Consider the following 21792-nt stretch of genomic DNA (forward strand, 5'->3'; position numbering starts at 1 on the left):
GGAGGAAGAGCGCGTTGACGCGCGTATCCGTCTATTCACGTAGCCTGAAAAAAGCAGAGTGGTAAAGCGCAGGGTGCCTTAAATTTTCTCAAGTGTTGTTGGCACGGGTGTTTACTCTTCGTCGAAGAGCGAGGTGCCGCCGTAGTTTACGCGGTCGAGGAAGCCTTGCAGGATATATGTGGCAGCCATCTTGTCGACGAGCTCGGCGCGACGGGCACGGGAGCGGTCGGCTTCGATGAGTGTGCGAGTCACGGCTGCTGTTGAGAGGCGTTCGTCCCAGTATGTGATTGGGATTTCCGTCTTCTGGGCGAGGTTGCGAACGAAGGCACGGGTTGCCTGACAGCGTGGGCCTTCGGTGCCATCCATGTTGAGGGGGAGGCCGATGACAAGGCCGAATACACCGTGCTCATGACAAAGATCGAGCAGACGCTCCACGTCTTGCGTGAACTTCTTGCGCTTGATGGTTTCCAGCGGTGATGCGATCTGACGGCCGGAATCGGTGAGAGCAAGACCAATGGTTTTGGTGCCAAGGTCAATACCGATCAGGCGATCATCGTCGTAAAGCGCGTCGCAGAAATCTTCGAGAGATAGTGAAGGATCATTTGCCATGGCGGCGGGTTAGCACGGCTTGCGAGCAACGCCAAGCGGGTAATCCATATTTTTCTCGGGGACATGCTGTTTCCAGAAGAACTGATGGGCAGCTGTTCTGGTAAAGGTATGGACATAAGAACATAGAGCAGGTGGAGACAGGTGTGACACAGATGCAGTTTGAAGCGGGATGGCAGGGTATTTTGGCTCCTGAGATGGAGAAGCCATACTTTCAGAAGCTTCAGGCCTTTCTGGATGCGGAAGCTGCCGCAGGCAAAACGATCTATCCTCCTGCTGCGGACTGTTATGCAGCCTTTGAGGCGGCTGCGCTGCGTGATGTGCGCGTCGTTATCCTTGGGCAAGATCCTTATCACGGAGAAGGGCAGGCGCATGGGCTTTCCTTTTCGGTTCGCAAAGGTGTCAAGCTGCCTCCATCTCTTCGCAACATCTACAAAGAGCTGGAGAGTGATCTTGGATTTGCTCCGGCCTCTCATGGCTGTCTGACCCATTGGGCAGAGCAAGGTGTGTTGTTGTTGAACACGTCTTTGAGCGTGGAGGAGGCGAAGGCTGGATCTCATGCCAAGAAAGGATGGGCGCCGTTCACAGATGCTGCGATCAAGGGCCTTTCAGATATACGGGAGCATCTGGTGTTTATCCTGTGGGGCGCACATGCGCAGAAGAAGCTGGAGCTGATTGACGAGAGCAAGCATCTGGTTTTGATGAGTGCGCATCCGTCTCCACTTTCTGCCCGGCGCGGCTTCTTTGGTTCAGCACCTTTCTCTAAAACCAACGCATATTTGCGAGAGCATGGTCTTAAAGAGATCGACTGGCAGATCTCTTAGAGGCATTGGTCGGTGTTTTGCCTTTGATCAGTTACATTTAAGGGTTGTGTAACCAAATCCCTACTAGTCTAGATAATATTTTAGGTATGATGGAGGACGCCGGTTTTTGGCGTGCCGCATTGGGGGGATTGGTAGTATGGATTTACAGTTTCTGGGCCATTCTGCTTTCAAGGTTCACATTCCCGGGGCAACATTGCTGATTGACCCGTTCTTGTCTGGTAATCCGAGCTTTCCTGAAGGGATGAGCGTTGAGCAGGCAAGTGAAGGTGTAGACCACGTTCTTTTGACCCACGGCCATGATGACCATGTGGGCGATACCATCGATATTCTGAAAGCCACCGGTGCGACGCTGACTGCAAACTGGGAAATTTGCATGTGGGCGCAGGATAAGGGGATTGAGAAGATCAATCCCATGAACCACGGCGGCTGCGTGAATATGGGGCCTTTTGGTGTTGCGCTGACCAATGCGGTGCACAGTTCGGCTTGTTCTTTCGACACTGAAGGCAGCGTTGCGGATGTGTATCTGGGCAATCCGGCAGGTGTGGTGGTGATGGCTGAGGATGAGCCAACACTGTTACATATGGGGGATACGGATATCTTCTCCGATATGGAGCTGATCAACGAGATTTACCGGCCTCAAATCGGTATCGTGCCGATTGGCGATCGCTTCACGATGGGAGGGCGGACAGCTTCTATGGCCTGTCAGCGTTACTTTGAGTTCCAGACTATTATTCCTTGCCACTATGGTACTTTCCCAATCCTAGATCAGAGTGCGGATCAGTTTACCGAATGCATGGGAGATGATGCGTTTCGTGTGGCTGAGCTGAAGCCGGGTGAAACAGTAACGGTGAACAACAATGTGGCAGCGTCCTGACCGGATACGCACTGCTTAAACAAGAAAAGGCCTCAGCATGAACTGAGGCCTTTTGAGTTTGAAAGGGACACATTCCGCGTTTTTTTGCTTTCACCGCGGGGTCACGCTTTGTTGGGGGCACGCGTGACTGGAATGGGCCTTCAAGGGAGCTTGGGTTGGGTTCGCTTAAAGGTCAGCTTCTGGCGTGTGAATGATCGTTGGCCAGTTTTCATTTGCCCGGGCGATGGAAGCGTTCGGGTCTTTGAGGAAGTGACGCTGGGCACCTGCATGGGCATTCAGGTAAAGTTTGCCGTCAACGATCTTCCACTGCTCTGGCTGGATCGGAATTTTCACGCCGAAGCTCACACCAGTTGCACACCAGCCACCGTACTGAGGCGCGTACTTAGCCGGATCCTTTTTAAACTTGTCGAGGTTTTCTGCAGATGAGAACAGCCAGGTCACATCCTGGTACTGTGTGGAGTACTCTTTTTTGCCTGCAACTGGCTTGCCTTCAGTGAAGTAAGCAACAGGGTCTGTTCCCTTGATTGCATAACCTTCTTCGACGAAGTTGGTAATTTCATCGGCCATTGCCGTCATCGGAACAGTTACAATTGCTGACAGGGCAAGTCCAACTGCAAGAACTGAAGATTTGATCGGCATGGGCAACTCCTTCGGGCTGATATGTAAAGCCAAGTCTGGCCTGTTTGGTTTACCAGGTGCTTATGGGGAGGCACCTGTTTTTATCTATGTCTTGAATTCAATATGCGGGAATGGCGGGAGGAAGGCCAATAACGCTTCATCACCGTTTTGCGAACTGGTTGTGAGACCGTGGATTACTCGCTGTAAGGCATGTGCGGAACGGGGTAACTTGCTGAAGGTGCTGAGCAATTTTGTGAGGCTGGTTTCTTCGAGGAACAGCTCCCCAAACAAAAGAAAGCCACAGAAGATCTGCGGCTTTCTCTAGGGCTCAACGCATATGCTGCCATGAGAATTGGGGAGATATCGGAATAGGCGCTAGGCATCGCCTACCTGCAGCATATGCGCTGATGGAAACTTAGAGTTTGTCTGCAGGAACGTCGCGGATATCAACCCAGTTCGCATCTGCATTGGTGATGGTTTCGATTGTGCGGGACTGCATGCGCTTTACTGCACCATCGTGAGCGTTGAGGTAGAGCTTGCCGTCAACGATGTCCCAGAGCTCTGGCTTGGTTTCGAGCTTGCTGCCGAAGGACGCGCCAACTGCACACCAGCCACCGTACTGAGGAGCGAATTTGACTGGGTCTGCAACGAACTTGTCGCGGTTTTCAGCACTGGAGAATTTCCAGGTTACGCCGTCGTACTGCGCGGTGAATTCTGCTTTACCCTGAACAGGCTTGTTTTCAGTGAAATATGCAACTGGATCGGTGCCGCCAATTGCGTAGCCACCAGAGGTGTAAGTGGAGATTTCATCAGCGAATGCGCCGAATGTACTTGCGGACAGGGCTGCACCTGCAATGGCTGCTGCAACAGCGATGGATTTGATTTTCATTATATTACCCTCAATGAAACAATGAATTTCGCCGCACAAACAAAGCTAGGTCAGGAAGAATGCTGTGTTTGCTCGACAACCTCGGCCCGCGGAAATTGCCCGTTCTTGCGAGGTGCAATCTTATTGCCTCAGGAGGGTGTACAAGTGCCAATCAAGTGTCTTCACCAAGAGGAGAGCGGCTTTTACTTTTTATGATCAGCTTGTAACGCTCTGAATTAACTCTGTAATTTCACCTAGTGACGGTTTTCTTCCACGGACGAGGCTGGTGAAAAACACAAAACCGAGAAGTTGGTCGATGCTTGTCTCCATGGTTGCAGTGGTGTTCCAGTAGACAAATATCTGTCTGAAGTGGGTACGTTGTTCGCCTTCAATCAGGGTAAGTTCCTCCGATAACGAAGGTTCTGCCAGCAAGGTGAGCCATGCGGTACCCAAAGGTGTGTCGTGAAGGGCTGTCAGATTGCTAGTGACTGCTTCCAGTAGATCGTTCTGAAACGAAGACATGCCCGGATAGACTGGTGGCACCTGCCGAAACCCGTAGCGCAAGGCTTCAAGCGCCAGTGCTGCCTTGTTGGGCCAGCGGCGGTAGAGGGCCTGCTTGGATGTGCCAGTCAGCTCTGCAATCTGCTGGGTAGAGGTGCCGTGATAGCCGTTTTTTGCCAGAGTGTTGAGGGTTGTGCTGAGGATCTGGCGTGTGAGCTCTGTGTTTTGCGGCCGACCTCGCTTGGTGGTTTGCTCTGGCATCAGGAGAACCTTTCCACGTACTCAGAGGGCGTGATGCCGAAGTTGCGTTGGAAGGCGCGGCGAAGGTTTTGAATGTGACCGAAACCAGAAAGATGAGCTGCCTGTTTGATAGAGCTGCGTTTGAGTAAGGCGGTTCTGGCAAGGTCCAGTCGCAAGCGTTCCACGAACTGGGCTGGTGTGGCGCCAATATCTTCTTTCAGACGGCGATGCAGTGTGCGGGTTGAAACACCGGCGGATTGTGCCATTTTCTCGATGGTCCAATCTGCTTCCGGCTCGGACAGGATGATTTCTGAGAGTTTGGCGATGTTGGACTGTCCGGCGGCTTGCAGGGAGAGAGCGGAGGAGAACTGAGCTTGTCCACCATTGCGGCGCAGATAGACCACCAGTTCTTGCGCCGTTTTCAGTGAGATGGCTGAGCCTAGGTCTTTCTCTATAAGGTGCAGAGTCAGGTCGATGCCTGCTGTGACACCTGCTGAGGTATAGATGTTGCCGGAGTTGACGAAGAGCTGATTGAGCTGCCAGTCCACATCAGGAAACTCAGATTGTGCCGTGGATGCGCGGCTCCAATGGGTGCTGGCTTGCTTGCCTTCCAGAATGCCGGAGTCTGCCAGTATAAGTGCGCCCGAACAGATAGAGATGATGCGCTCTCCATTTGTTCTTGCTGCAGCTTCTTTAAGCAGTGGGCGGAGGGTGCCGCTGCCCAGCTCTTTATCAATGCGGCCACCGGGGATGAGGAGGTCTGCGTCTGGGTTCCAATCGGCAAACGTTCCATCAACTGCAATCTTGATCCCGGGCTGTGTTTCTATAGGCTGTCCGTCAGCGGAAAGAATCCTGAGTTTATAATTGGGTCGATAACTGTCCGCCGTCCAGAAAGCCTGCATAGGGCCCGCCAGATCCAGAAGGTTGATACCGTGATACACGAGTGCATCAATGTGACGATGTTGCTCAAGTTGCGTGTTTGGCATGATTTGAAGCTTGAATGTCCTAACTGCCAATTGTTGTAGGCGGTATTTTCAAGGCCGTCAAAGTTTCTTCGAGGAATTACTATGGGACTTTCAGAGGTGGCGGAGCAGGGGGCAACGTATAGAGCCCGCAACTTTCCGCTCATTTTGATTGCAACGGCAATCCTTTCCATGCAGATGCCAATTCTGATTGCGATCAGCGCGCTTGCTGGGTCGTATCTTGCTCCGCATCCTACCATGGCGACTGTGCCACTGGCGCTGCAGATGTTTGGCAACTTCCTGTTTGCCACACCGATCTCGCTGTTTATGGGGCGCTATGGTCGGCAGAAAGGCATCTTACTGGGCGTAGGCTTAAGCATTGTTGGATCGTTGCTGTGTGTTTATGCGCTCTATACCAATCAGTTCGTTGTTTTGCTGGCTGGGCATGTTCTGCTGGGTATTGCTACCGCGGCTTATACCTTCATGCGTTTTGCTGCGTCTGACAGCGCGAGCGAAAAGTGGAAGCCCATGGCGATTTCCCTGAGCATGTCCATGGGGCTGCTTTCTGCTTTGCTGGGGCCAAGCCTTGTTGGTGTTGTGAAGGATGTCGGCGGTGTTATTCCGTTTGTTGGCAGCTATCTGGCCTTGGCAGGTGTTGCCGTGATTGGTGCTCTGCCCGTTTTGGGTTTGCGTTTGCCGCCGGTCTTGAAGAACCCCGGGCAAAGCAAAGGGTTTGTGGAGTCCCTGAAAGTGTTGCGGAGGCCTGCAGTTTGGAGTGCTACGGCCTGCGCTGGGCTATCCTTTGGCTTTATGACCATGCAGATGTCTCCTACACCGCTTGCCATGGAGTACTGCGGTTTCTCCGTTGGGCAATCCAGTGATGTGATCCGCTGGCATCTGGTGGCCATGTTCGGGCCGAGCTTTGTGACTGGCTATATCATCCGCCGGATCGGAACGACCTCCGTGATGGTGCTGGGTCTGCTGATGTTGGCGGCAGCTGGCGTGATTGGGGCGCTGAGTGTTGAACTGTGGGCGTTCTATGTGGCCTTGATCTTGCTCGGTATTGGCTGGAACTTCGGGTTTATTGGGGCAACGTCCCGCTTGGTTGAAGTTGTGGCCCCGGAAGATGCGCCTCTTGCGCAAGGCGCCAATGACTCTGTGGTGGCTTTGGTTTCCGCGATCTCTGCTCTTTCAACGGGTATCTTGTACAGCACGGTTGGCTGGGCAGGGCTTTCACTCTCAGCCCTTCCGCTGTTGTTGGCACTGGCGTTGTGGCTGGTGGTGGCTGGTGTTCGTGGTAGGCAACCGGAGTATGCCTCCTGATAATCGGTACCATATGGTTCCGTAATAATGAGAATATGAGGGATGAACAGCAGGGCAGTGATTGTTCTGCTGTTTTTTTGTGTTTATAGCTCTTCCTCAAGAGTTCGAGGAGGGCAGTCTTTTGCCCCCATAATTTCGGAGTGAAACATGTCGGTTGATCTGAACACCGTAAAACGTGTTGCCGGGCTGGCTCGCATCAAGGTTGATGACGAGCAGGCAGAGAAAATGACTGGTGAGCTGAACGCGATCCTTGGTTTTGTTGAGCAGCTGGACGAAGTGAACATTGAGGGCGTTGAGCCAATGACCTCTGTTGTTGAGCAGTCCATGAAAAAGCGCGCAGATGGCCAGACCGATGGCGGTTATGCGGACAAGGTTGTTTCCAACGCTCCGGTACATGAAGACAACTTCTTCACCGTGCCTAAAGTTGTTGAATAAGCGCCCGATTTCACAAGGATAATGACTGTGACTGATCTTACCAAACTGACCATCGCAGAGGCGCGCGACAAGCTTGCTGCCCGCGATTTTACCGCAACTGAACTGACTGAGAGCTATCTCGGCGCTATCGAATCCGGCAATGAGGCGCTCAATGCGTATGTTGCTGTGACTGGCGATATTGCCCGTGAGCAGGCCAAAGCGTCTGACGCGAAAATCGCTGCTGGCGAAGCGCGTCCGCTGGAAGGTATTCCTCTCGGCATTAAAGACCTTTACGCGACCAAAGGTGTTCACACTCAGGCGTGTTCTCATATCCTTGATGGCTTCAAGCCTGAGTATGAGTCCACTGTTACGCAGAACCTGTTTGACGACGGTGCTGTGATGCTGGGTAAGCTGAACATGGATGAGTTCGCGATGGGCTCTTCCAACGAGACTTCCTTTTACGGCAATGTTGTGAACCCTTGGCGTCGCAATGGCACTGAGACTGCTCTGGTTCCTGGTGGTTCTTCTGGTGGTTCCGCTTCTGCGGTTGCTGCGCACCTTTGTGCAGCGGCAACAGCTTCTGACACTGGTGGTTCCATTCGTCAGCCTGCAGCGCTGACCGGTACTGTTGGCATCAAGCCAACCTATGGCCGTTGTTCTCGCTGGGGTATGGTTGCGTTTGCGTCTTCTCTGGATCAGGCTGGTCCGATTGGCCGTACTGTGCGCGACAACGCGATCCTGCTGAAGTCCATGGCTTCTGTTGATGCAAAAGACACCACCTCTGTTGATGCACCTGTGCCGAACTACGAAGAGTTCGTTGGCAAGTCCATTAAGGGCATGAAGATCGGTATCCCTAAAGAGTACCACATGGATGGTATTCCAGCGGAGATTGAGGCGCTCTGGCAGCAGGGCATTGCATGGCTGAAGGAAGCTGGCGCTGAGATCGTTGAGATTTCTCTGCCGCACACCAAGTACGCTCTGCCTGCTTACTACATCGTGGCTCCAGCGGAAGCTTCTTCCAACCTGGCGCGTTACGATGGTGTTCGCTACGGTCTGCGTGTGCCGGGCAACGACATTGTAGAGATGTATGAGAACACTCGTGCAGCTGGCTTCGGTGATGAAGTGAAGCGCCGCGTGATGATCGGCACCTACGTTCTGTCCGCAGGTTACTACGATGCGTACTACCTGAAAGCGCAGAAGGTTCGTACTCTGATCAAGCAGGACTTTGACAATGCATGGGCAGACGGTGTGGATGCAATCCTGACACCAACCACCCCAGATGCAGCGTTTGCGCCGGGTGAGATCACTGATCCAGTGACCATGTACATGAATGACGTGTTCACCGTGACTGCGAACATGGCTGGTGTTCCAGGCATGTCCATCCCAGCTGGCCTCAACAAAGATGGCCTGCCACTGGGCCTGCAGCTGATTGGTAAACCATTCGACGAAGGCACCCTGTTCCAGGTTGGTGAAGTCATCGAACAGGCCGCCGGCCGCTTCGAGCCTTCCGCCAACTGGTGGAGCAAATAAGCCTCAGCGCACGCTGCTAAGAAATGACGAAGGCCTCGGAGCGAGATCCGGGGCCTTTTTGTTGATGATATGACTAGTTAAAGGTTGCCCGGTTTTGTAGCTCTGCTGAATTTATGACGGGTGCTCAGCTGCTTTGGGCAAACGGTGTTTGAACGTTGTTGAATTTAGTCTAGTTCGTTTTTTGCGTTGCTGAGCAGTTGGCAATTAAAGCGAGGACATTAGGATTGCGCTCAACTGTGAGACCGATGTTATTTATGGAACAAGAGTTCTGTTGACTGGTTTTTGCTCGTCTTTGGGTCTCAATCCTTTTGAGTGCTATTTCAACTGCTGAGCGGGCTTTTTTCCTATCGTCTTCTGACTTTATTGGACGTGCAGATATTAGAAAGTTTCCGTTCTTTGTCGGTCGCGAGTACACAACTGTGAATCCATTTATTCTCTCTTTTCCGTCAATTATCTTCGGTCCATTCACAATATCTGCCAGTGCGGATTTAGATGTGCCTGTTGTTGAGTTACAGCTCGCCAGCAAAATGCATGAGCATAGGAGAGATAGGGCATAAACATAACGTTTCATTGATGTTTCTTTCTCTGGTAACTAATTTATTAGCGATATGATTTTTGCTAGATAAATAGATAATTGGAGATGCTTATTTCTGACTGGCGAGCTCTTAATTGCTCATCAATGCGTTGTACTGCATCTGTAGCCTCATATTTAGAATGTTGGCCTCACAATCATGAGCCAGACAATCCCAAGAATTGCTATGAAAGCGGGAAAACCACAGGCGAACCAGATGCGGTAGAGGGTGTGATAGCGGGGTGGTAAGGGTGTGTTGGTCTCGACTGCTGTTGCGGCGAGGTTTCGGAGTTGGATTTGTATCCAGACCACTGGCAGCCAGAATGCGCCAATAAGCACGTAAAGTGCCAGTGAGAGCAGGATCCAGCCCTCGGTTAGTGGCCAGCCAACGTCTTTTGCCAGCAGATATCCGGTGATGGGTTGAACGATCACAGCTGTGGCCGTGAAGAGCGTGTCGGCAATAACGACAGTTCCTGCCGTGTGGGCGATTGCGGTGGCGTCTAGCGTTCTGGCGGCGATTACCATGAAGAACGCAATGCCTGCCCCAGTTCCAATGAGGACACACGCGCCGATGATGTGCAGGAATTTGAGGAACTCGTAGGTCATCTTTCCTCCAGCAGCAGAATGGGAAAGAGGGCAAGGATCATGGCGGGGATCGTTTTGACATAGGGGCCAAGCGGATCAGCCCAGAGGTCAGTTGCCCATATTGTTCCGGCCCCCAGATAGCTGAGCGTTACAGCGATCATACCCAGGCAGGCGAGGCGGGTGTGCTTGCGAAACAGGATCAAGGTGCCGAGGGTGATATCAGCCAGACTGCCGCCTAAGACAAAGAGTAGGCTGAGCGCTGGTGGGAAACTTCTTTCAAGCAGGACGCTTTGTGCCTCATTGAGTTGGATGGCTCCGATGATGCCGGAGGCTAGCCAGAACAAAGAGAGGCAAGTGATGGTCAGAGGGAGCAGGAGATAGAGTCTTGCGAACCAACGCTCCTGTGTAGAGCCGGGTAGATTGGCAAGTGTTTCCTGAAGTGTTTTACAGGTGAAGCCGCCAGCATTTTTCCAGTTTGACGTGTCGGCGAGAATGCCTTCTCGTAGTGTTTCAATGGAGGTACTGCGCAGTGGAGAGCGCCAGCCGAGATGGCCGAGCATGTCTGCCAGTTTGCTTGTCGCTGTCAAAAGCCAGTTTGGCGTTGTTATGGCGTAGCGCCATTCTGGCAAACCTTGCCAGCTTCTTATTGCTTTTGTGAGGTGCCAGAAGCTTTGCGGTATTTCTTCTGCGAGATCTGCGGTTGTGCCTTCGGGTATGTTGCCAAGGGCACACTGGGTGACGGCATTGGCCAGGTCATCCAATGACATGCATTGGATCTGGCTATCGGGAAACACTTTAAAGCCAATCAGTGGCATTGCACTTGCTGCTCGCAGGAGAGCCGTGCCGCCATAAGCTTGTGGGCCGATGACGAGGGCAGGGCGCAGAATGAATGCGTGGGGGAGATGCTTCTGGATCAGAGTATCTCCTTTTGCTTTGGTGCGAAAGAAATGGGTAGAGGCCTCAAGACTTACACCCGCAGCGGAGATTTGGATGAAGCGTTTATCCGTGTCTTTTAACGCCTCGCAGATCCGTTCGATCGCCTGCACATGGATTGCCTCCAGATTGTCTTTCGCAGAATCCTGAAGAGCGCCGGAGGCGTTTATGATGACATCTGCGCTCCGGAAAATCCCTTGCCACTGTTCGGTGGTGGCTTTGGCGATGTCGAGGATATGCCAAGGGATCTCCGGGAAAGTTTGGTGTGCTGCAGATTGTGAACGGCCAACGCCAGTGACGTGAAATCCCGCTGCTTGAAGGTGTTTGACGCAGGCTGCGCCGATGAAGCCGTATGCGCCGAGGACGACTGCTGATTTTCGGGTGGTCATGAAAGAACTTTAAGTAAACGAAAAAGAGACTCACACACTACATGGTCAACCTAGCACGAGCATTTGCAGCGCGCTTACATCTAATTTGTCAACTGAGTTGACAGAATCAGTGTTGGGTGGTTTGGTGAGGATATGGATGAGCGAGAGTTGAAGAAGCGTTCTGGGCTGGCTCAAACGTAACTTGGAGGCGTGAATGAGTGTTTGGAGTGCGGTTGGGCTTGTGGTTTTGATGCTTGTGGTGGGGCTTGGCTACACTGCGCAGCGTTTGATGCGTCTGCAGGGGCCGATCCAGGGTGAGGTGATTGATAAGGTGCAGCGGGATCAGGCAGCCTTGTTGGTGCTGGATATGCAGGAAGACTTCACTCAGAACACCAAGGCGCGGCAGTGGCCGATGTCGTTTGTTGATGAACGGATTGAGCGGATTAACAGGTTGGCGGCAGAGGCGCAGGCACGGGGTGAGGCTGTGATCACCACGCGGCTTATTTATGATGGGAGCTACACCAACTTCCTGATTGGTTTGCTTGGCGAAGGGTTAGGCACTAAAGGCTCTGATGGATTGGCATTGGATAAGCGACTTAGTTTTCAGCCGGATGCGAATATTGTGAAGAGTGTGGGAGATGCGTTTGCCAGTGAGGAGCTGGTGGTGTTTCTAAAGCAGCACAATGTGGGGAGACTGAAGATTGCCGGGCTTGATGGGTGTTACTGCGTGAAGAGCACAGCACTTGGGGCATTGGGACGAGGTTATGAGGTGGAGCTGGTGGAAGATGCTGTGCTCTCCATTGATCCGAAGGCCTGGGAAGGTTGCCGGACAGAGCTGGCTGAGAAGGGGGTACAGCTGGTGAAGCCTGCGGAGCTTGCCGAGATCCACTGATGCAGTTTTCCTAGATATGCTGTAGGTCTCTGATTTATCTTTAGTGTGCCTGTTGCACATTATTAACATGCGCACTACATGTGCTCTGGAAAAGTCTGCGTCCTGCGCAGGCTTTTTTGTTTGCCTGTCCAAGCGGTAAGTCCGGTTGTGGATGAATGCGGATGGGCAGAATGCTGGTATATTATGCTGCCTACTAGATATTGGGTGTTTTGCCGTTTCAAGACATAGTGCCTCAAAATATACACATTTGCCTTGGGGATTAATGCGGGAAAGGCTGTGGGTATATTGTTTAGATTGCTGCGTAATGTGCTATGGGTCTGTCTCCCAACAATAAAAGAGCAAACAGGAATAGCATGGCAGACGTTGAGTGCATCGTAATCGGTGCAGGAGTTGTAGGCTTGAGCGCGGCATATGAACTGGCGCGCAGGGGACGAGAAGTTATTGTGCTGGAACAGCATGAGATCATCGGCTCCGAAATCAGTGCCCGTAACTCCGAGGTTGTCCATGCCGGGATTTACTATCCAAAAGATTCATTGAAATCAAAGGCTTGTGTGCAAGGTAAGGAGATGCTCTATTCCTTCTGTGAGGAATATGGTGTGCCTTATAAGCGTGTTGGCAAGCTGATTGTGGCGACTGATGAAAGTCAGGTTTCCATGTTGGATGGCATTCGCGCACGCGCTGCTGCCAACGGTGTTGAAGATCTTTTGATGCTCAATGAAGCGCAGGCGCGGGGCTTTGAGCCGCATCTTGCGTGTAAGGGCGCCCTGTTTTCTCCTTCCACAGGCATTGTGGATAGTCATGCGTACATGATGGCCCTTCAGGGTGGATTAGAAGCGCATGGCGGGCTTGTTGTTGTTGGGACAGAAGTCACTCAGATTGAAACCGGAATGCGTCCAAGTGAGTTGATGGGCGCCGACATTCTGGTGGAAGAAGATCTGGAAGCGGCTGATGAGCATATGGATGATGAAGAGCACGAGGAGTTTGCGGCCAAGAACTTCAAAGGCGACGGCTTTACCGTTGTCATGAAGGATGGCTATGCGATCACCTGCCACGAGCTGGTTATTGCGGCGGGCCTGCATTCTAACAAGATGCTCTCCAAGCTGGCGGGGCACATGCGCCGTGAAGTGCCGAAGCTCTACTACGCCAAAGGCAATTACTTCAGTCTTCCGGGTGATGCGCCGTTCTCTCATCTAATCTACCCAGTGCCTGAACCGGGCGGACTTGGAGTTCACTTAACGCTCGATATGGGTAATCAGGCACGGTTTGGCCCTGATGTGGAGTGGATCGACGAGATCGACTACGAAGTGAACGAAGCGCGCAGTGAGCGGTTCTACTCTGAAATCCGCAAGTACTATCCGGATCTGGCAGATGGCAGTTTGCAGGCAGATTATTCCGGCATTCGCCCGAAGCTGGTGCCTGCGGGTGTGGAAGCGGCTGACTTTGCGATCTGGGGTGAAGAGACCCACGGTATTCCGGGTCTGCTGGCCTATATGGGCATTGAAAGTCCGGGCCTGACCAGTTCTCTGGCTCTGGGTTCCATGGGCGCTGATCGTCTGATCGGCGCGTAATCCATTCCTTATAATCCTCTCGAAAATGCTAGGGAAATGTAGGCGTTCTCTATCTTAAGCTGCTCTTTTGGTGTGTGGAAGAGCAGGTGCCCCATGAAGCTGAGCCGTCGAGACTTTGTGAAAACCAGCGCGAGCGGCGGGCTCGCGGCAGGAGCGGCGACATTCATTGCGGGAAAAGCCGGGGCTCAGCAAACGCAGCCCGTTCTCCCTCCAGCTTCAGTTCCTCCAGAAACCGGTTGTGCTCAATCCCTGCTCGGCGCGGGTGTTGCCAAGCCAGATTATACGCTGGTCGTGGATGAGAAGCCCTATTCGCAATATGGGGTTGATTTGCAGGGCCTGCTGGTTGGTGGTACATGGCCGGGAACTCCTATCCGTTATACGGAAGGGGATATGTTCCGGGTGCTCATCAATAACAGATTGACCCAGCCAACCTGCATTCATTGGCACGGGATTTTGTTGCCATCCCTTCAGGATGGTGTGCCGGAGATTGCTCAGTTGCCGATTGAGGCTGGGACTTCTCAGTACTATGAGTTCCCGTTGGTTCAGCAAGGCAGCTACTACTATCACTCTCACCTTGGTGTGCAGGAGCAGTATGGGCTTTTGGGTCCGCTTATCATTGATCCCAAGGACAATCCATATTCCTATGATTATGATGAAGCATTGATGTTCAGCGATATCCCTCCGGCAGAAGGGAAGGAGATCATTGAAAAGCTCAGAAGCGGACGACATCGACCTGAGATCAAGGATGCGTATGAGCCGCCGAACAGCAAAGACTTTGATATTGATGTTGTAAATGTTGGCTACACCTTGAATGGGCAGCCAAATTCCAAGCCGTGGACGCTCACTGTCAAAAAAGGCTCGCGGTTGCGGCTGCGATTGATCAACTCTTCCGGCAGCACGTTCTTCCGCATTTCCATTGATGGTTTGAAGTTTTCTGTCATCGAGGTGGATGGTAACCGGGTAAAGCCGGTTGAAGGGCAGAATGTGATTGTGCCGACTTCTGCGCGCTACGATGTGCTGGTTGATGTGCCAGAGAGTGGCAGCTACACGATCCACGCTGCAGCCTTAGGTGATGATAAGCAGTGCCTTGGCGTCATTCACACTGATGATGTGCAGGTAACTGTGAATGACAAACGCCCTACATTCGATGGGGTGACGGTTGATTTCAGGAGTTTGCAATCGCTCAATCCATCCGGTTTCGGGCGTAAGGTGGACCGGGTTTATGATGTGCTTCTTTCCGGTGAGATGAAGAAATACGAGTGGATGATGAACAATCACTACTGGCCGGAGCCTTTTGCTGGTCCTCATCCTGAAAAGACATATCTGGACATTCAGCAGGGAGAGGTGGTGCAGTTGCGCATGATCAACCGCTCGCCAATGTCTCACCCTATGCATTTGCATGGCCATACCTTCCGTGTGCTTGGCAGCGCAGATGATGATTTTGCGCCGATTATGGATACGGTCTGGGTGCCGAAGGGCGAAACGGTAACCATTGAGTTTCTGGCCAATAATCCCGGCATGTGGGCGTACCACTGCCACAACATCTGGCACCTTGCCGTCGGCATGATGCAGCCGGTACGCTACGTGGTGGATGAGCGTGAGTTGCTGAGGCAATAGCCTGTGGTGCTTGTGAAAAGGTTTGCCGAAAACCCGATTTGACAGGGTGATAAAGCTTAAAGGGCGTACCTTGCCGCTGGTGGATGAAAACAAATCCTAGGTGGGTTCATAGAGGGCAATGCTGCTCTGACTGGTCGATGCTGGACCGCAATTTTGAAAGCAGGCAATCAAGGCTCGGAACGACAGAAACACCCAAATCTCGGATTTCCTCAGTTGGTTCTAATAAATCTGGCACCATGACCGTGACCATGCCTGCGGCGGTGGCCGCACGGATACCGGTATGGGAATCTTCCAAAGCAAGACATTGTGAAGGACGACCGCCCACTGCAGCAGCAGCCTTTAAGAATGTCTCAGGATGCGGCTTGCCGAACTCGACATCTGTTCGAGTTACGACAGCATCAACTCGATCAATGACCCCTGCTTTGTCCAGATGATCCAGAGCCAGCATTCTAGGGGTAGAGGTGGCTACGGCCCTTGGAATGTTAAGCTCCTTCAACCAATCAAGTATTTCGCTCGCACCCGGACGCAATGGAATACTCGTCGCGCACAAGGCGCGAAACCGATCTCGACATCTTTCATGGTACTTATCAATCGCGAAGCCATCGCCGAAGTGTGCCTTCAGTTTCGCATCTCCTATTTCTTTAGGAGTGCCGATCAAGCTGAGATGAAGAAGATCATGCATGGTATGACCAAGGTCCTTGCATGCTCCGAAGATTGCCGCCCGATAAAGTCTTTCTGTGTCAAGCAGTAGCCCATCCATATCAAAAATTACAGCGTCCAGCGGAACAGGAAACATCCACGGCTCCTTCATCGTTTAGGCATTTTAGGTTGGAACTTCATTTCACAGTGGAGCGGTAATCTAACTCGGTACAATTGCCAGGGGAAGCCGCCACAGAATGTTTAAGAACTCACAGGCATGGAGGATTTCTTTGTTACATCACTGGTAATGGTGGGACTGCGGCCCGGATGAAATGCCGAGTCTTTGAACTCTCGCACCTGCTCTAGGCAGGCGAGATTTCATCTCCCAGCCACTGCAGGAAGTCTTTTATCGCTGCTTCATCGCGTTTGCAGTAGGACCATTTCAGGTGCTTCTGGGCTGTGATGAAACCAGCTTGTTTAAGGATATCCAGATGCCTGCTGGCTGTGGGTTGGGCAACGCCTAGAGCTTCGGCAATCAATGTCATGCACACGCCAAACTCAACCGGATCAGCGGATTGCTGATGGCTGAAGTGTTTTTGCGGCTCTGTGAGGAGGCGCAGAACTTTCAGTCTCGGCTCGCTGGAGATGGCCTTTATTTGTATTGCTCTTTCCATTTGAATATTCATATAGTCATTTAGCCAAATGTCAATGTGAGTCGTGTTATGCTTGAACTTCCATATACCTCCAACATTCATGGGAATGCGGTGCGCTGGGGCAAGGTGGGCGACGGGCCGCCGTTGGTGGCTGTTCACGGAACACCATTTTCTTCTCAGGTCTGGCGCAGGATTGTGCCCCATATCATGGACCGCAGAACGGTCTACTATTTTGATCTGGTCGGTTATGGTCTTTCTGAAATGCGCGAAGGGCAGGATGTTTCGCTGGGTGTGCAGAACAAGGTGTTGGCAGCCCTGTTTGACGAGTGGGGGCTGACGCGTCCTGATGTGCTGGCACACGATTTTGGCGGTGCAACGGTTTTGCGAGCCTATTATCTGGAGGGCTTGCGTTATGGGTCTTTGACAATTTTCGATGCTGTTGCGCTGGCTCCCTGGGGCTCGCCATTGGTTCAGCATGTTCGCAAGCACACAGCTGCCTTCGCCGAGATGCCGGAGTATATGCATAAGGCGATGTTGCGCGCTTACTTGCAAACTGCCGCACATAATGAGCTTTCTGAAGAGGCGTTGGAGATTTATAGCGCGCCGTGGATTGGTCCGGTTGGTCAGCCCGCGTTTTACCGGCAGATTGCGCAGATGGATCAGGCCTATACGGATGAGATTGAGCCGCTTTACGGGCCGTTGGATTGTCCGGTTTCAGTTCTCTGGGGTGCGTGTGATGAGTGGATTCCTCCTGAGAAAGGGGAGGCGCTTGCGCAGTCCTTATCTGGCCAAGCGTGTCAGTTGATATCTGAGGCAGGGCATCTGGTTCAGGAAGATCGGCCTGAAGCTATTGTTGCTGCGGTTATGAAGCAAATCTCTGATCATGCCAGATAGCGAGATGTGAAAGTTTACCCCGCAGCCTGATGCTGCGGGGTGGTTTTGTCAGCGATTGTCGAGCTGGCTGCGGACGCGGGAGAGGCCCAGTTTGGTGATCCGGTACGGACGGCCTCCTTTGGAGGAGATCAGGCGCCGGTACTTCAGCTTTCTGAAGATGTGTTCAGAAAGGCCAGCGTAATACCATCCGTCACGGGTGATGCAGTTCATTTCTTCCAGAGTGCCGTCGTCGTCACGGCGCAATTCAATGCAGCCGCCTTGTGCCAGCACATGCAAAATGCGCTGTTCAGATTTCGAAATATCCATTGATGTCTTTGAGTTTTGAAGATGCACTTATCTCGTCTGCCCGCTCATGCGGTCAGTGAGGTTGGTTTCTTTGTGCATGCCCTGTCTAACTTCGACAGGGCTTTACCGGGACTCTTGTCGAGCTCGCATCAAAACTCCATTTATTGATGGCTGCCTTATAGGCAAGGGTGTGCAGCGATGCAAGAGAGGCTGCAGGGTGTGCTGCGCAGAGCTGAGAGAGTGTTGCAGATTTGCGCATGTGTGGGTGTTGACGTGTGATTTTGCCGGTATAAGGCGGTGAAAAGGTGCATTTTCGGGGATGCGCTCTAAGTCTATTGAGTAGTTCCCTGCAGAATGTGCTAGGGGAACTACGTAGCGCATATGTGGCGGTTCACAGATACCGCCGTTCTGATCTGAATGAGACTTAGATGACTGATGATATCTCCGTAATCCTGCTCTGGCCGGGGCTTTTGAATCCGTTTGCGATCCTGATCGCCGCTTATATGGGTTACTATTCCAATCAGAGAGCAAAGATCTTCATTGCCGGATTTGCTGCTGCTGCGCTGAGCCTGTTTCTAGAAGGTGCGATCAAACTTGTCGGGATTCCGATGCCGTGGAACCCGGAGGTTGGTCCGCTGGCGCTGTTTCCGTTCCGCTTTGCAACAGGCCTTATTGTAAGTGCTATTGCTATGAAAATCGGGGCACGCCGTCGCCGTGCAAAGTGATGGGCGAGGGCGCTGACTTCATCGTGGGTCAAGCTTGGTGCGCCTGAAGATGCCTTTCTAAAGGCTTCTCCCCGAAATTTAGGCACTCTGCGCAAAAAACGGGCGAAGATTCACTTGCCATTGCGGGGTTGATGGCCTACCCAACACCATTGAGAAATTAGGTGGTCTTCGTGGCTGTGCATTTGCGTGGCCGATTTTTTACGCGAAGACTTTAACGAACACAGGATATTGATCGCATGACGCTTGTCGATACGCGGACGCCAGACCCGAAGAAATTCATTAAGGGTGCAACAGGCGACTGGGAAATCGTAATCGGCATGGAGGTTCACGCTCAGGTGACCTCTGAGGCCAAGCTTTTCTCGGGCGCTTCCACCAGCTTTGGCAGCGATCCGAATAATAATGTGAGCTTGGTTGATGCAGCGATGCCAGGCATGCTGCCAGTGATCAACGAAGAGTGTGTGCGTCAGGCGATCCGTACTGGTCTTGGCCTGAAGGCAGAGATCAACCTGAAGTCCGTTTTTGACCGCAAAAACTACTTCTATCCGGATCTGCCGCAGGGCTACCAGATCTCCCAGTTCAAACAGCCGATCGTTGGTGAAGGCACCATCCATCTGGACATGAAGGACGGGGAACAGGTTGAAGTGGGCGTTGAGCGTCTGCACCTAGAGCAGGATGCAGGCAAATCCTTGCATGATCAGCACCCAACCATGTCTTTCGTGGACCTGAACCGTTCTGGCGTTGCGCTGATGGAAATTGTTTCCAAGCCGGACATTCGCTCTGCTGACGAAGCAAAAGCGTACCTGACCAAGCTGCGCACCATTCTGCGTTACCTCGGCACTTGTGATGGCAACATGGACCAGGGTTCCATGCGTGCGGACGTGAACGTTTCTGTTCGCAAGCCGGGCGGTGAGTTCGGTACGCGCTGTGAGATCAAGAACGTGAACTCCATCCGTTTTGTTGGTCAGGCGATTGAATATGAAGCCCGTCGTCAGATCGGCATTCTGGAAGATGGTGGCGAGATCGATCAGGAAACACGCCTGTTTGATAGCGTGAAGGGTGAGACCCGTTCCATGCGCTCTAAAGAAGAAGCGCATGATTATCGCTACTTCCCAGATCCAGATCTGCTGCCGCTTGAGTTCTCTCAGGAACTGGTTGATGAAATGGCTGCGAACCTGCCAGAGCTGCCGGATGAGAAGAAGGCACGTTACATCAACGAGTTTGGCCTGACACCATACGACGCTGATATTCTGGTTGCTGAGCGCGTTTCCTGTGACTTCTTTGAGGAAGTTGCGAAGGGCCGTGATGCGAAGCTGGCTGCGAACTGGGTGATCAACGACACCTTTGGCCGCCTGAACAAAGAAGGTCTGGATGTGACCTCCAGCCCGATCTCTTCTGAGCAGCTCGGTAAGATCATCGACCTGATTAAAGCAGGCACCATTTCCGGTAAGATCGCGAAAGACCTCTTCGAGATCGTTTGGACTGAGGGTGGTGACCCGGCACAGATCGTTGAAGATCGCGGCATGAAGCAGGTGACTGACCTTGGTGCAATTGAAGGCATCGTAGATGAGATCCTTGCAGCGAACACTGACAAAGCAGAGCAGGCGAAAGAAAAGCCAGGCATGCTGGGTTGGTTCGTTGGTCAGGTGATGAAAGCCTCTAAGGGTAAAGCAAACCCACAGGCTGTATCTGACATGCTGAAAGTGAAGATCGGTCTGGAATAAGCCGGTTTTCCAGCTCTAAAGAATTCAAAGGCCCGCCTATTTGGTGGGCCTTTTTTGTTGCGAAAAGCTAATTCACATCGACCCAGCTGCCGGATTTGTGGGAGCGGCGGGCGGCATCGACCACTTTGGAGACTTCAAGGCCGTCCTTGAAGGTTGGCCATTTGGTTTCGCCTGTTGCGATGGCCTCCAGAAAATCACGGGCTTCGATGATCAGCTGATCCTGATAGCCGGTGCCATGTCCGGGGCCGAGGCAGAAGGCGGCGTAATCCGGGTGGTGCGGGTTGGTGAGGATCTTGCGGAAGCCGGATTGCTCCGGGCCGTCTTTCATGCGGTAAAGCCAGAGTGCGTTCTGGTCTTCCTGATCAAACCGCAGCGCGCCTTTGGTTCCCGTGATCTCATAGATAATGCCCATCTTCTTGCCCAGAGCCACGCGGCTGAAGAGCAGGTGGCCGGTGACACCATTTTCAAAGGTGCACATAAACTGAGCGACATCATCATTGGTAACTTGCTCGACGATGTTGGGTGCACATTGGGAAGGGCGGGATTTGAAGACGGTTTCGATCTGGGCATTCACGCTTTTGATTGCACCAACCAAAACATGAGCACAGTTGATCATGTGAGGGGAGAGGTCTCCCATGGTGCCGTTGGCATCTCCGCTGGAACGCCATGTTGCCGGGGCATTCGGGTCTGCGAAGAAGTCTTCTGTATGTTCCCCGCGAAAGAAGGTGATGTCTCCTATGATCCCATCTTTGATGAGTTTGAGGGCCAGTTGGGTTGCCGGGGTGCGGATGTAGTTGAAACCGACCATGTTGATCTGGCCGGATTCTTCTGCCGCCTGTGCCATGACAGTAGCATCCGACAGGCTGGCGCCGAGAGGTTTTTCGCAAAGGACCGGTTTTCCGAGCCGGAATGCTTCAAGGGCAATTTCTCTATGGGTGGTCTGAGGGCTTGCGATGACGATTGCTTCTACACGAGGGTCGTTGACCAGTGTGCGCCAATTGCTGGTGGCGCGTGCAAAACCAAATTGTCTGGCTTTGTCCTCCGCCCCGTCTTCGGTGGTGGTGCAGATCATCTCCAGACGGGTGCGTAGCTTGGTGTCGAATACAGCACCGGCTGCGTTTAATGCCACCGCATGCAGCTTTCCCATATATCCGCCGCCGATCAGACCGATGCCAATTTCCATAGGGCCTCCTTCAGAACCGATGAAAAGGGTAGGGGGAGTGCCTTAAAAACTGCTCAGAGAAACTGATAAGAATGCGTGTTGTTCTGTGTAAGCATTACTGCCGCGGCGGCAGGAGATAGCGCTGCGCCCAAGAAAAGTTGACTGGATATCATCTGAATTTGAGTGTCTGGGGTTTGCCAAGAATAGTCAGATCACAGCCTATGCAGGCAAAGAAGTTGACGAAGAGACGCGATTGCTTTTGGTGGGTTTGGGGTTAGAGCGTGGTGAAAACGTGTCGCCTGAATAAGTTGCCCCTAATATCTCAGTAATTCTAATGGTTTAGAGATGTTTCACAGGGTTAATTTTCGCTGTGAATCATCACCTCTCCGCCTAGCCACGACCACATCTCCGCCTTATTA

Annotated in this window: 22 protein-coding genes; 11 read left to right on the forward strand and 11 right to left on the reverse strand. The window is 52.5% G+C overall.

Annotated elements, in window-relative coordinates; translation table 11 throughout:
- Positions 1-111: 111 nt before the first annotated feature.
- On the reverse strand, positions 112-609 hold the full coding sequence (ruvX, locus tag PJE062_RS25015) for a Holliday junction resolvase RuvX (protein WP_008552975.1): 498 nt from the start codon (positions 607-609) through the stop codon (positions 112-114).
- Between the two features lie 152 nt (positions 610-761).
- Between ruvX and ung the strand changes: the two genes are divergently transcribed.
- Both ung and PJE062_RS25025 read left to right on the forward strand, forming a co-directional pair.
- A complete protein-coding gene (gene ung, locus PJE062_RS25020; RefSeq protein ID WP_037038231.1) occupies positions 762-1430 on the forward strand; it encodes a uracil-DNA glycosylase in 669 nt (222 codons plus the stop codon).
- A 136-nt stretch (positions 1431-1566) separates the two neighbouring features.
- Positions 1567-2304: a metal-dependent hydrolase gene (locus PJE062_RS25025; protein ID WP_008552931.1), complete on the forward strand. Its 738-nt coding sequence runs from the start codon at positions 1567-1569 to the stop codon at positions 2302-2304.
- A 165-nt stretch (positions 2305-2469) separates the two neighbouring features.
- Here the strand turns inward: PJE062_RS25025 and PJE062_RS25030 are convergent, their stop codons facing one another.
- From PJE062_RS25030 to PJE062_RS25050, 4 genes are all read right to left on the reverse strand, one after another.
- Positions 2470-2943 carry a YHS domain-containing (seleno)protein gene (locus PJE062_RS25030; protein WP_008552977.1) on the reverse strand — a complete coding sequence of 158 codons (474 nt, stop codon included), beginning with the start codon at positions 2941-2943 and terminating at the stop codon, positions 2470-2472.
- Positions 2944-3337: 394 nt separating this feature from the next.
- The gene (locus PJE062_RS25040) at positions 3338-3811 is read right to left on the reverse strand and encodes a YHS domain-containing (seleno)protein (protein ID WP_008552995.1); all 474 of its coding nucleotides are present in this window, start codon (positions 3809-3811) and stop codon (positions 3338-3340) included.
- A gap of 195 nt (positions 3812-4006) precedes the next feature.
- The gene (locus PJE062_RS25045) at positions 4007-4552 is read right to left on the reverse strand and encodes a TetR/AcrR family transcriptional regulator (RefSeq protein WP_008553012.1); all 546 of its coding nucleotides are present in this window, start codon (positions 4550-4552) and stop codon (positions 4007-4009) included.
- Entirely contained in the window at positions 4552-5517 is a 966-nt protein-coding gene (locus PJE062_RS25050; protein ID WP_037038228.1) for a GlxA family transcriptional regulator, read from the reverse strand. The genes PJE062_RS25045 and PJE062_RS25050 overlap by 1 nt, the downstream gene beginning before the upstream one ends.
- A gap of 81 nt (positions 5518-5598) precedes the next feature.
- On the opposite strand from PJE062_RS25050, the gene PJE062_RS25055 reads away from it, so the two are divergent.
- From PJE062_RS25055 to gatA, 3 genes are all read left to right on the forward strand, one after another.
- Positions 5599-6816: an MFS transporter gene (locus tag PJE062_RS25055; protein ID WP_008552929.1), complete on the forward strand. Its 1218-nt coding sequence runs from the start codon at positions 5599-5601 to the stop codon at positions 6814-6816.
- 147 nt (positions 6817-6963) lie between these two features.
- Entirely contained in the window at positions 6964-7251 is a 288-nt protein-coding gene (gene gatC / locus PJE062_RS25060) for an Asp-tRNA(Asn)/Glu-tRNA(Gln) amidotransferase subunit GatC (RefSeq protein ID WP_008552959.1), read from the forward strand.
- A gap of 27 nt (positions 7252-7278) precedes the next feature.
- Positions 7279-8760, forward strand: a complete 1482-nt coding sequence (gatA, locus tag PJE062_RS25065; protein WP_086003622.1) for an Asp-tRNA(Asn)/Glu-tRNA(Gln) amidotransferase subunit GatA — start codon at positions 7279-7281, stop codon at positions 8758-8760.
- A gap of 709 nt (positions 8761-9469) precedes the next feature.
- Here the strand turns inward: gatA and PJE062_RS25070 are convergent.
- Both PJE062_RS25070 and PJE062_RS25075 read right to left on the reverse strand, forming a co-directional pair.
- A complete protein-coding gene (locus tag PJE062_RS25070) occupies positions 9470-9937 on the reverse strand; it encodes a DUF2269 domain-containing protein (protein ID WP_008553014.1) in 468 nt (155 codons plus the stop codon).
- Positions 9934-11238: an SDR family oxidoreductase gene (locus PJE062_RS25075; protein ID WP_008552930.1), complete on the reverse strand. Its 1305-nt coding sequence runs from the start codon at positions 11236-11238 to the stop codon at positions 9934-9936. The genes PJE062_RS25070 and PJE062_RS25075 overlap by 4 nt, the downstream gene beginning before the upstream one ends.
- Positions 11239-11431: 193 nt before the next feature.
- On the opposite strand from PJE062_RS25075, the gene PJE062_RS25080 reads away from it, so the two are divergent.
- The 3 genes from PJE062_RS25080 (at position 11432) to PJE062_RS25090 (ending at position 15294) form a co-directional block, all read left to right on the forward strand.
- Positions 11432-12109, forward strand: coding sequence for a cysteine hydrolase family protein (locus PJE062_RS25080; RefSeq protein ID WP_008552933.1), 678 nt, complete (start codon positions 11432-11434; stop codon positions 12107-12109).
- Between the two features lie 353 nt (positions 12110-12462).
- Complete coding sequence (locus PJE062_RS25085; protein WP_008553016.1) at positions 12463-13677, forward strand: NAD(P)/FAD-dependent oxidoreductase; 1215 nt, start codon at positions 12463-12465, stop codon at positions 13675-13677.
- A gap of 93 nt (positions 13678-13770) precedes the next feature.
- Complete coding sequence (locus tag PJE062_RS25090) at positions 13771-15294, forward strand: multicopper oxidase family protein (protein WP_008552927.1); 1524 nt, start codon at positions 13771-13773, stop codon at positions 15292-15294.
- 106 nt (positions 15295-15400) lie between these two features.
- On the opposite strand, the gene PJE062_RS25095 is transcribed toward PJE062_RS25090, so the two are convergent.
- Together PJE062_RS25095 and PJE062_RS25100 are read right to left on the reverse strand one after the other, a co-directional pair.
- A complete protein-coding gene (locus tag PJE062_RS25095; protein WP_008552968.1) occupies positions 15401-16090 on the reverse strand; it encodes an HAD family phosphatase in 690 nt (229 codons plus the stop codon).
- A gap of 205 nt (positions 16091-16295) precedes the next feature.
- Positions 16296-16607: a helix-turn-helix transcriptional regulator gene (locus tag PJE062_RS25100; RefSeq protein WP_037038229.1), complete on the reverse strand. Its 312-nt coding sequence runs from the start codon at positions 16605-16607 to the stop codon at positions 16296-16298.
- Positions 16608-16655: 48 nt separating this feature from the next.
- On the opposite strand from PJE062_RS25100, the gene PJE062_RS25105 reads away from it, so the two are divergent.
- Positions 16656-17480: an alpha/beta fold hydrolase gene (locus tag PJE062_RS25105; protein WP_008552942.1), complete on the forward strand. Its 825-nt coding sequence runs from the start codon at positions 16656-16658 to the stop codon at positions 17478-17480.
- Between the two features lie 48 nt (positions 17481-17528).
- Here the strand turns inward: PJE062_RS25105 and PJE062_RS25110 are convergent, their stop codons facing one another.
- A complete protein-coding gene (locus PJE062_RS25110; protein ID WP_008552988.1) occupies positions 17529-17786 on the reverse strand; it encodes a YjhX family toxin in 258 nt (85 codons plus the stop codon).
- A 407-nt stretch (positions 17787-18193) separates the two neighbouring features.
- Between PJE062_RS25110 and PJE062_RS25115 the strand changes: the two genes are divergently transcribed.
- Both PJE062_RS25115 and gatB read left to right on the forward strand, forming a co-directional pair.
- Positions 18194-18490: a hypothetical protein gene (locus PJE062_RS25115; RefSeq protein WP_008552962.1), complete on the forward strand. Its 297-nt coding sequence runs from the start codon at positions 18194-18196 to the stop codon at positions 18488-18490.
- Between the two features lie 236 nt (positions 18491-18726).
- On the forward strand, positions 18727-20211 hold the full coding sequence (gatB, locus tag PJE062_RS25120) for an Asp-tRNA(Asn)/Glu-tRNA(Gln) amidotransferase subunit GatB (protein ID WP_008552925.1): 1485 nt from the start codon (positions 18727-18729) through the stop codon (positions 20209-20211).
- 67 nt (positions 20212-20278) lie between these two features.
- On the opposite strand, the gene PJE062_RS25125 is transcribed toward gatB, so the two are convergent.
- Positions 20279-21394: a Gfo/Idh/MocA family protein gene (locus PJE062_RS25125; RefSeq protein WP_008552951.1), complete on the reverse strand. Its 1116-nt coding sequence runs from the start codon at positions 21392-21394 to the stop codon at positions 20279-20281.
- Positions 21395-21792 lie beyond the last annotated feature (398 nt).

It is taken from the genome of Pseudovibrio sp. JE062 (assembly GCF_000156235.1).
Classification (GTDB): Bacteria; Pseudomonadota; Alphaproteobacteria; order Rhizobiales; family Stappiaceae; genus Pseudovibrio.

What these genes read in the sequence shown, in the direction of transcription:
- PJE062_RS25115 (WP_008552962.1), top strand. Translation starts at nt 18,194, where the DNA reads ATGACTGATGATATCTCCGTAATCCTGCTCTGGCCGGGGCTTTTGAAT.
- PJE062_RS25110 (WP_008552988.1), bottom strand. Translation starts at nt 17,786, where the DNA reads ATGGATATTTCGAAATCTGAACAGCGCATTTTGCATGTGCTGGCACAA.
- PJE062_RS25040 (WP_008552995.1), bottom strand. Translation starts at nt 3,811, where the DNA reads ATGAAAATCAAATCCATCGCTGTTGCAGCAGCCATTGCAGGTGCAGCC.
- PJE062_RS25080 (WP_008552933.1), top strand. Translation starts at nt 11,432, where the DNA reads ATGAGTGTTTGGAGTGCGGTTGGGCTTGTGGTTTTGATGCTTGTGGTG.
- PJE062_RS25090 (WP_008552927.1), top strand. Translation starts at nt 13,771, where the DNA reads ATGAAGCTGAGCCGTCGAGACTTTGTGAAAACCAGCGCGAGCGGCGGG.
- PJE062_RS25050 (WP_037038228.1), bottom strand. Translation starts at nt 5,517, where the DNA reads ATGCCAAACACGCAACTTGAGCAACATCGTCACATTGATGCACTCGTG.
- PJE062_RS25085 (WP_008553016.1), top strand. Translation starts at nt 12,463, where the DNA reads ATGGCAGACGTTGAGTGCATCGTAATCGGTGCAGGAGTTGTAGGCTTG.
- PJE062_RS25045 (WP_008553012.1), bottom strand. Translation starts at nt 4,552, where the DNA reads ATGCCAGAGCAAACCACCAAGCGAGGTCGGCCGCAAAACACAGAGCTC.
- gatC (WP_008552959.1), top strand. Translation starts at nt 6,964, where the DNA reads ATGTCGGTTGATCTGAACACCGTAAAACGTGTTGCCGGGCTGGCTCGC.
- PJE062_RS25095 (WP_008552968.1), bottom strand. Translation starts at nt 16,090, where the DNA reads ATGTTTCCTGTTCCGCTGGACGCTGTAATTTTTGATATGGATGGGCTA.
- ruvX (WP_008552975.1), bottom strand. Translation starts at nt 609, where the DNA reads ATGGCAAATGATCCTTCACTATCTCTCGAAGATTTCTGCGACGCGCTT.
- PJE062_RS25125 (WP_008552951.1), bottom strand. Translation starts at nt 21,394, where the DNA reads ATGGAAATTGGCATCGGTCTGATCGGCGGCGGATATATGGGAAAGCTG.
- gatB (WP_008552925.1), top strand. Translation starts at nt 18,727, where the DNA reads ATGACGCTTGTCGATACGCGGACGCCAGACCCGAAGAAATTCATTAAG.
- PJE062_RS25105 (WP_008552942.1), top strand. Translation starts at nt 16,656, where the DNA reads ATGCTTGAACTTCCATATACCTCCAACATTCATGGGAATGCGGTGCGC.
- PJE062_RS25100 (WP_037038229.1), bottom strand. Translation starts at nt 16,607, where the DNA reads ATGGAAAGAGCAATACAAATAAAGGCCATCTCCAGCGAGCCGAGACTG.
- PJE062_RS25030 (WP_008552977.1), bottom strand. Translation starts at nt 2,943, where the DNA reads ATGCCGATCAAATCTTCAGTTCTTGCAGTTGGACTTGCCCTGTCAGCA.
- PJE062_RS25025 (WP_008552931.1), top strand. Translation starts at nt 1,567, where the DNA reads ATGGATTTACAGTTTCTGGGCCATTCTGCTTTCAAGGTTCACATTCCC.
- PJE062_RS25070 (WP_008553014.1), bottom strand. Translation starts at nt 9,937, where the DNA reads ATGACCTACGAGTTCCTCAAATTCCTGCACATCATCGGCGCGTGTGTC.
- PJE062_RS25075 (WP_008552930.1), bottom strand. Translation starts at nt 11,238, where the DNA reads ATGACCACCCGAAAATCAGCAGTCGTCCTCGGCGCATACGGCTTCATC.
- ung (WP_037038231.1), top strand. Translation starts at nt 762, where the DNA reads ATGCAGTTTGAAGCGGGATGGCAGGGTATTTTGGCTCCTGAGATGGAG.
- PJE062_RS25055 (WP_008552929.1), top strand. Translation starts at nt 5,599, where the DNA reads ATGGGACTTTCAGAGGTGGCGGAGCAGGGGGCAACGTATAGAGCCCGC.